Raw genomic sequence first — 7,406 nt, 5'->3', positions numbered from 1 at the left:
AACAATTGAATTTGTTAATTATTTTATAACATTTTTAAGTAGGATTGACTATAGTAAAGACAGTTATTCGCTAGACAAACCAGACATCCAATTATTAAAAAGGAATGACCCATGTTAAAGAAGAATTTATTATCGATCGCAGTAGTAACAGCAGCGATGTCATTAGCAGCATGTAACGATACTGAAACCGTTGCAGATCCGGTTGAGCCTGAGGCTACTACTGAAGAAGTGGTGGTTGAGCCAGTAGCAGAGACCGAAGCCGATCCAATGGTTGAAGCCGAGCCAATGGCAGATGACATGAATATGGAAGCGACACAAACCATCGCAGAAATCGCTGCAAACAATGACAATCTCACTATTCTGACAGCGGCACTACAATCAGCAGGTCTTGACACCATGTTGATGGAAGACACCAAATACACTGTATTTGCACCAACTGATGATGCATTTGCCCCTGTATTAGAAAAATTAGGCGTGACCAAAGACGAGCTATTGGCTAATAAAGACTTATTAAAAACCGTATTGCCTTATCACGTTGTTCCAATGGAAGTGAAAGCAGCTGACATCCCTTATGGCACTGATATTGAGACGGCGAACGGCAAAACCATCTCAATCAGCGATGCCAATGTAATCACTGATGCGACTGGTAACACAGCCAACATCACAGGTACTGATATCATGGCAACCAATGGTGTGGTTCACACTATCGATGCAGTATTGATGCCTGAGTAAGATTAATATTTGCTTAAGCTTAGTTAAGTCATTCTGAGACTTAACAAGAGTAAAAGAGCCTAGCTATAATGCTGGGCTTTTTTGTGTCTATAAGATGATGGTGCGTAGCAGCGATATATTAAAAATCTGCTTTATTTATTTGCAACAAAAAAGCCCGAGACTATTACCTCGGGCTTTTGATAATACTGGATAAAATTGAGCAGTAGCTACGTTAGTGCATATTATCTATGTTACTTACGTAGTGGGTCTGCATTCGTTCTTTTTTGCTCTGCTAGATGACGCTCTTCCCAGTAAGGAGAGTTTTTGATACCGAATTTTGCAGGATCAAAACTATAGCGTGTAACACCAGCTTTGCGCTGTGCTTCATAGTCTTTAAGCATGGTAAGGGTTGGACGAGCAACAATGAAGATAACCAAAATACCAACAATGTTGAGCCAAGCCATAAGACCAACACCGATATCGCCGATGGCCCAGATATAACCAGCTGAGTTAAGACCACCATAAGCAACCATCGCCATGATCAATACTTTAACGAGGAATAGACCAGTTTTGTTTGCGTTACGACCAAGGAAGCGTGTCAAGTAAGCGACGTTTACTTCAGCGATATAGTAATACGCTAGGATTGTGGTAAAGGCAAAGAAGAATACAGCAATTGCGATAAAGGCATTACCAAACGTACCGTATACCGATTCCATTGCCATCTGCGTAAACGCAGGCGCATTGATTTCAGTCGTAGCGGCAACGTTCTGAACAATGAACTGACCATCTGGTAGTGTACCTTGGATGTTGTACATGCCAGTAGATAAGATCATGAATGCAGTCGCAGAACAAACCAACAATGTATCAACATATACTGAGAATGCCTGAACAAGACCTTGCTGTGATGGATGCTCAACTTCAGCAGCTGCGGCAGCGTGAGGACCTGTACCCTGACCTGCTTCGTTAGAGTAAATACCACGCTTAACACCCCAACCGATTGCTGCACCAAAACCTGCTTGTGCAGTGAATGCATCACCAACGATCATACCAAACACATCTGGGATCAGGCTGAAGTTGCTGAACATGATGATTAAGGCGAGGACGATGTAACCAAGTGCCATAAATGGAACGGCAAATTCGGTAAAAGTTGCAATACGCTTAATACCACCGAAAATGATGACACCTAAGACGACTAAGATAATGGCCAAGCCAACCAAGCGCATAGAGCCAACTTCTAGGCTACCGATGTTCATGATTGTACCTTCGCCCATTACCTGTGCGAATGCACTGATAACACCGTTGGCCTGTACGCCAGGTAAGAACATACCGCATGATAAAATAGAAGCGATTGCGAAGAGGATGCCGTACCATTTTTGACCAAGCGCACGCTCAAAGTAATAAGCAGGGCCACCGCGATATTCGCCAGTCACCACATCTTTTTCTTTGTAAATCTGTGCAAGCGTAGATTCAACGTAGGCAGTAGATGCACCTAGGAAGGCGACGATCCACATCCAAAATACAGCACCTGGACCACCGAAGCCGATAGCAGCAGCTACCCCAGCGATGTTACCCATACCCACACGTCCTGCGAGGGAAACGGCTAGTGCCTGAAATGACGAAATACCATCAGTACTGGACTTACCAGTGAATAGTAGTTTGATCATTTCACCGAATAGACGTACTTGTACGAAGCGCGTCATGATAGAATAGAACAGACCAGCGCCCAAGCACAGATAGATCAGTGCTGGGCTCCAGATAATTCCGTTTACTAAGTTAACTAAACCTTCCATATGTATATTCCTAGTACTGTCTCAAGGTGGCTCTGTATGCTAGGAGTAAATTAACTGGTTAACTTACTTATTTAAGTTAAGCAGTTAAATTATCTGCATCGACTTTAACTTACTCATCAAGTCTCATACGTGCTTAGCCACCAAGAATGGACTGTAGTTGTCTGTATTTATCCGCTTGGCTTATCATTGATAAAAACTACTAAGATAGCGTTTATCATTGATAGCATTAATATCAGCTGAGTTTGTGATTGTTCTACAGCCTCAATTATTGCAGTCCCTTATCACCAAGTCGTAAGCAAGATGCGTTATAAGTGAACCCACGGATAAAACAGGCGGTTATATAATTAAATGCGCATCACAATGATGACACCCAATTGCTATGAGCCGTCCCGATTGGCTACACTGCTGGTAGGGCGAATTGATGGTATTAGTGGAGTATTCATAAGTTGAATAATGTCTTTTTTACACATCGATCAACTCACTAATACGTATCAAACTATAAGTCCACTACCAAATGTATTCAAACCGTACGGCTACGTAACTGCAATTTGCCATATTTTTGCCCTAATTACTAGAAATTTCTTTGTGTATGGACGGATAAGTTTTATTTTTGGACCATCGATTTATGCATCATTAGCCTTAATAAAGAAGCGAATTTATGAGCTGGCAATCCATTTAATAAACTTTAGTCTATCTAAATAGTAATAGCATTACATAAAGGTATAACCAAAAAAATGACACCCAGTTGTTGCGGTTGTGTTTTGGTAACGGTCAATTGTAAAAGCATCACGTTAGCCTCATTATTAGCACAATAGCTTGGAGTCTATAAAAGAAGCCAAGCGACCTAACTAAGGCTTTTATTTTAGTTACAAATAACTAGCCTACAAGTGTATACCTATACATAAAATACAGAGTCTCTATGACCATTAAGTGATGAGGGTAAAATAGAGACAAAAATGATTAAAAAACGTGTTACCACATATTTATTATTATCAGGAGAAACATCGATGACGCGTAAATCTATTATGAAACCGATGATACTAGCAGCACTATTGACGACCTCTACTGTCGGTTTGAGTGGTTGCGGTTATAACAATCTGCAGGCGCAAGATGAGCAAGTGACTGCTTCGTGGTCAGAAGTGGTCAACCAATATCAGCGCCGCAGCGATTTGGTGCCAAACTTGGTCAAAGTCGTACAGCAGTATGCTGAACAAGAGCAAGAAGTGTTCACCCAAGTGGCACAAGCGCGCTCGCGTGCGGGCGGCATCACGGTGACGCCTGAAGTGCTCAATGACCCAGAAGCGATGGAACGCTATGCCGCTGCGCAAGATCAGATGACAGGCGCACTGTCACGCCTGATGGCAGTGTCTGAGCGTTACCCTGAGCTAAAATCAGATGCGCTGTTCCAAGATCTGCAAGCGCAGCTAGAAGGGACTGAGAATCGCATCACGGTTGCTCGTAATCGTTATATCCAAGAAGTGCAAGGCTACAATACCACCGTGCGCCAGTTCCCAACCAATATCACCGCAAAAGTATTTGGTATGGATACCAAGCCAAACTTTAGCGTCGCTAATGAAGATGCCATCTCGACAGCGCCTAATGTTGATTTTGGTGACTCTGCCCAAGCAGAGTAGAGCGCAATTGATATATAAGAATAGAGCGGTTTCTGCCGCTTTATTTATTTGACTGATGACGTAATGACGATTGGTTGATGTCTCGTAACTTGTAAAAATGTCATTTGAGGTGGTATAGATTAGATGAATAATTCAAAAGCAATCTTATCAGCGTTACTGTTGGTACTTAGCGTCAGTGGTGTATCGATGTCACATGCTGCGCCTGGTGACGATGTTGGCACGGCTGTAGCGACAGATAGCCCCTCAAATCTGCAAAATCGTAGTGTTGAAGACTTGGTAGCCATTGCTAAAGCTGGGGAGTCCAATGAGGCGATCAATGATGCAGTATTAAATAATGATGCTATCAATGGCGCGGTGCTTGGCAACGATGCCATTAACCAAAGTGCGGCAAATGGTGAGGCAGCCGCCAGCGCACAAACACCAGATCAGCCACCAGTACGCTCAAGTGCCCAGAGCGTCGATGCTGACAAACTCATACTGAATGAACCAGTCGTTGATCAGGCCAACATCTTAAATCCGCAAGAAAAACAGCGTCTAGAGGCGCAGCTAAGAAATATTTATCAGCAGGGTTTGGCACAAGCAGCAGTGGTCATCGTACCAACAACCAATGGTTTGCCTATATTTGACTATGCTTTACAGGTTGCAGAAAAATGGCAATTGGGTGACAAAGATATCGACGATGGTCTGCTCATCGTCGTAGCAGTCAATGACCGTGACATGTATATCCTCACAGGCTATGGGTTAGAGGGTGTATTGCCAGATGCTGCGGTCAATCGTATTATCCGTGAGGACATTACACCTTTATTTAAGCAAGACAACTATGGTGCTGGGATACTGGCTGGCGTGGATGCACTTAAGACACGCCTAACGGCTGATCCTGAGGTATTGGCTCGTGCTGATGCCCAAGCTGCTGAGCGTAGTGCCGTGCAAGGCTCAGATGAGCTACCGTCACCTATTTTCTTATTTATCATGGCCATGATATTTGGTAGCTTTATTACCAATATTTTGGGCCGAGTATTTGGCTCTATCGTTACTGCAGGGGGCTTTTTCGCCGGTTCATTAGCGCTTGGCGGCGGCTTTTTTATGACATTGATCATGGCGATATTTATATGGATGTTCTTGATTTCCCGTGGCGGCGATGGTGGCAAAGGCGGCGGTAAAGGTGGGCGTAGAGGCGGTATGATTTTCTTGCCAGGTATGGGCGGCGGAAGTGGTGGCGGCTTTGGCGGTGGTGGTTTCGGTGGCGGCGGCTTTGGTGGCGGCGGTGGTGGTTTTGGTGGTGGCGGTGCTGGTGGCTCGTGGTAAGTGTCTATTTATTAAAAGCTTAGAGTCTTAATAAGAACGTTTGCAACTATCCAAACACCAGTAATCATCAACAATGACGTATTTTAGGAAATAACATAATGGCAGAGAACCATGCTTCAACCCCCAGTTTTGCTCGATGGTGGCGTCAGGTCTTGTTTGTCCCTTTATTGCATAGCAAATGGCTCACAGCAGAAGCCAAAGCACGCCTGACAGATGAGGTGACACGCGCTGAGCGTGGACATCGCGGTGAGGTGTTTTTGATTGTAGAGAATCATTTACCGATTCAAGACGCTTATCATATGGATTGTCGCGAGCGAGCAATTGATCTGTTTAGTGAGTATCGCGTCTGGGATACCGAAGAAAACACTGGCGTCTTGATCTATGTCAATATCTGCGAGCATCAGTTAGAGATTGTGGCTGACCGCGGTATCAGTACGCATGTTAGTCCAACGGTTTGGCACGCCATGTGTGAAAAGGCCGTATCAGGTATCAGCAACAAAAAGACAGAAGAGAGTTTGGCTGAATTGTTGGATGAAGTGGGACAAGTGCTGCGGCAATATTATCATCTGGAACATGATCCAGAAGGCAATGAGCTGTCTGATGCCGTGGTATTTTTAAAATAGTAATACGGCATCTTGAAGCGCATTATTGATAGAGTCGAAGGTGACTGTTCTCGTCTCTAGGGTTTTGATGCTAAAATATCGCACGCAAAATGTTCGTACTGTTTAAAGACGGTACAAATATATAAATTGTCTACAGCTCGTCTCGATGACACCATTATTGGAATACTATGATTGATTTGATAAAGAAACTACCGAAAGCGGAACTTCACTTGCACATTGAAGGATCGCTAGAGCCTGAGCTTATGTTCAGATTGGCAAAAAAGAACAACGTAAACATTCCTTATAAAGATATAGAAGATGTACGCCGTGCTTATAATTTCACCAATTTGCAGAGCTTTTTAGACATTTATTATGCAGGGGCAAATGTCTTACTTACCCGCGACGACTTTTATGATTTGACGTGGGAGTACATTCTTAAATGTGTTGAAGACAATGTCATCCACACAGAGATATTCTTTGATCCGCAAACCCATACCGAGCGCGGCGTGGCTTTTGAAGCGGTCATCACAGGTATCAAAGATGCACTCGCCGATGCCAAAGCAAAATATGGCATCACTTCTTGTATTATCATGTGTTTCTTGCGCCATTTATCACAAGAAGCAGCGTTTGAAACATTAGAGCAAGCAATGGCATTTAAAGAGGACATCATCGGTGTCGGTCTGGACTCATCAGAATTGGGTAACCCGCCATCGAAGTTCAAAGACGTATTCAAAAAAGCCAAACAAGCTGGTTTTAAACTGGTCGCCCATGCGGGTGAAGAGGCTGACTTTTCTTATATTTACGAAGCACTGGATTTATTGAATATTAACCGCATCGACCATGGGGTGCAGTCGATAAAAAGCCCAGAGCTGATGCAAAGACTCAAAGATGAGCAGATGCCACTGACGGTTTGCCCAAACTCAAATATTGAACTGCGAGTTTTTGATAATTATAAAGAGCACAATATCAAAGAGCTTTTAGATTATGGGCTTAATATCAGCGTCAATTCAGACGATCCTGCCTATTTCAAGGGCTATGTGAACCAAAATTTTATCAACTTATATGAGAATCTGCCGATAACAGAAGCCGATGTGGTTATGTTGGTTAAAAACTCTTTTAGATCAGCATTTATCAGCGACGAATTAAAAGAAGATTACTTGGCGAGAGTGGACGCGGCATTGCAATAAGCTTTAGCGAGCTTATTTTTAGTAGTAAAGGCTTAACGGTTGATAGCAATCGTTAAGCCTTTTTTATTGTTTATCAGGTAATGACATTAAGCAGTCGCAGTTATAACGCAGTAATCTCTTCTATATAGTCAATCCTACTTAAAAATGTTATAAAATAATTAACAAATTCAATTGTTA

At 43.1% G+C, this 7,406-nt stretch carries 6 protein-coding genes; 5 read left to right on the top strand and 1 reads right to left on the bottom strand.

What is annotated here, in order from left to right; all coding sequences use genetic code 11:
* The first annotated feature begins 111 nt into the window (after nucleotides 1–111).
* A complete protein-coding gene (locus L0G63_RS13085) occupies nucleotides 112–732 on the top strand; it encodes a fasciclin domain-containing protein (protein WP_301451046.1) in 621 nt (206 codons plus the stop codon).
* Between the two features lie 230 nt (nucleotides 733–962).
* Here the strand turns inward: L0G63_RS13085 and L0G63_RS13080 are convergent, their stop codons facing one another.
* A complete protein-coding gene (locus L0G63_RS13080; protein ID WP_301451045.1) occupies nucleotides 963–2,501 on the bottom strand; it encodes a sodium:alanine symporter family protein in 1,539 nt (512 codons plus the stop codon).
* A 1,007-nt stretch (nucleotides 2,502–3,508) separates the two neighbouring features.
* On the opposite strand from L0G63_RS13080, the gene L0G63_RS13075 reads away from it, so the two are divergent.
* From L0G63_RS13075 to L0G63_RS13060, 4 genes are all read left to right on the top strand, one after another.
* Nucleotides 3,509–4,135 (top strand): LemA family protein, encoded by a 627-nt coding sequence (locus L0G63_RS13075; RefSeq protein ID WP_301451044.1) that lies wholly within the window; start codon nucleotides 3,509–3,511, stop codon nucleotides 4,133–4,135.
* A gap of 123 nt (nucleotides 4,136–4,258) precedes the next feature.
* Nucleotides 4,259–5,440: a YgcG family protein gene (locus L0G63_RS13070; protein WP_301451043.1), complete on the top strand. Its 1,182-nt coding sequence runs from the start codon at nucleotides 4,259–4,261 to the stop codon at nucleotides 5,438–5,440.
* Nucleotides 5,441–5,538: 98 nt separating this feature from the next.
* Nucleotides 5,539–6,063 carry a TPM domain-containing protein gene (locus L0G63_RS13065; RefSeq protein ID WP_301451042.1) on the top strand — a complete coding sequence of 175 codons (525 nt, stop codon included), beginning with the start codon at nucleotides 5,539–5,541 and terminating at the stop codon, nucleotides 6,061–6,063.
* Nucleotides 6,064–6,230: 167 nt separating this feature from the next.
* Nucleotides 6,231–7,229 (top strand): adenosine deaminase, encoded by a 999-nt coding sequence (locus L0G63_RS13060; RefSeq protein ID WP_301451041.1) that lies wholly within the window; start codon nucleotides 6,231–6,233, stop codon nucleotides 7,227–7,229.
* Nucleotides 7,230–7,406: the final 177 nt, after the last annotated feature.

This window comes from Psychrobacter sp., from assembly GCF_030454045.1.
Lineage (GTDB): Bacteria > Pseudomonadota > Gammaproteobacteria > Pseudomonadales > Moraxellaceae > Psychrobacter.
Note: the sequence above shows the minus strand (reverse complement) of the source record. Positions and strands in the feature narration are given on the sequence as shown.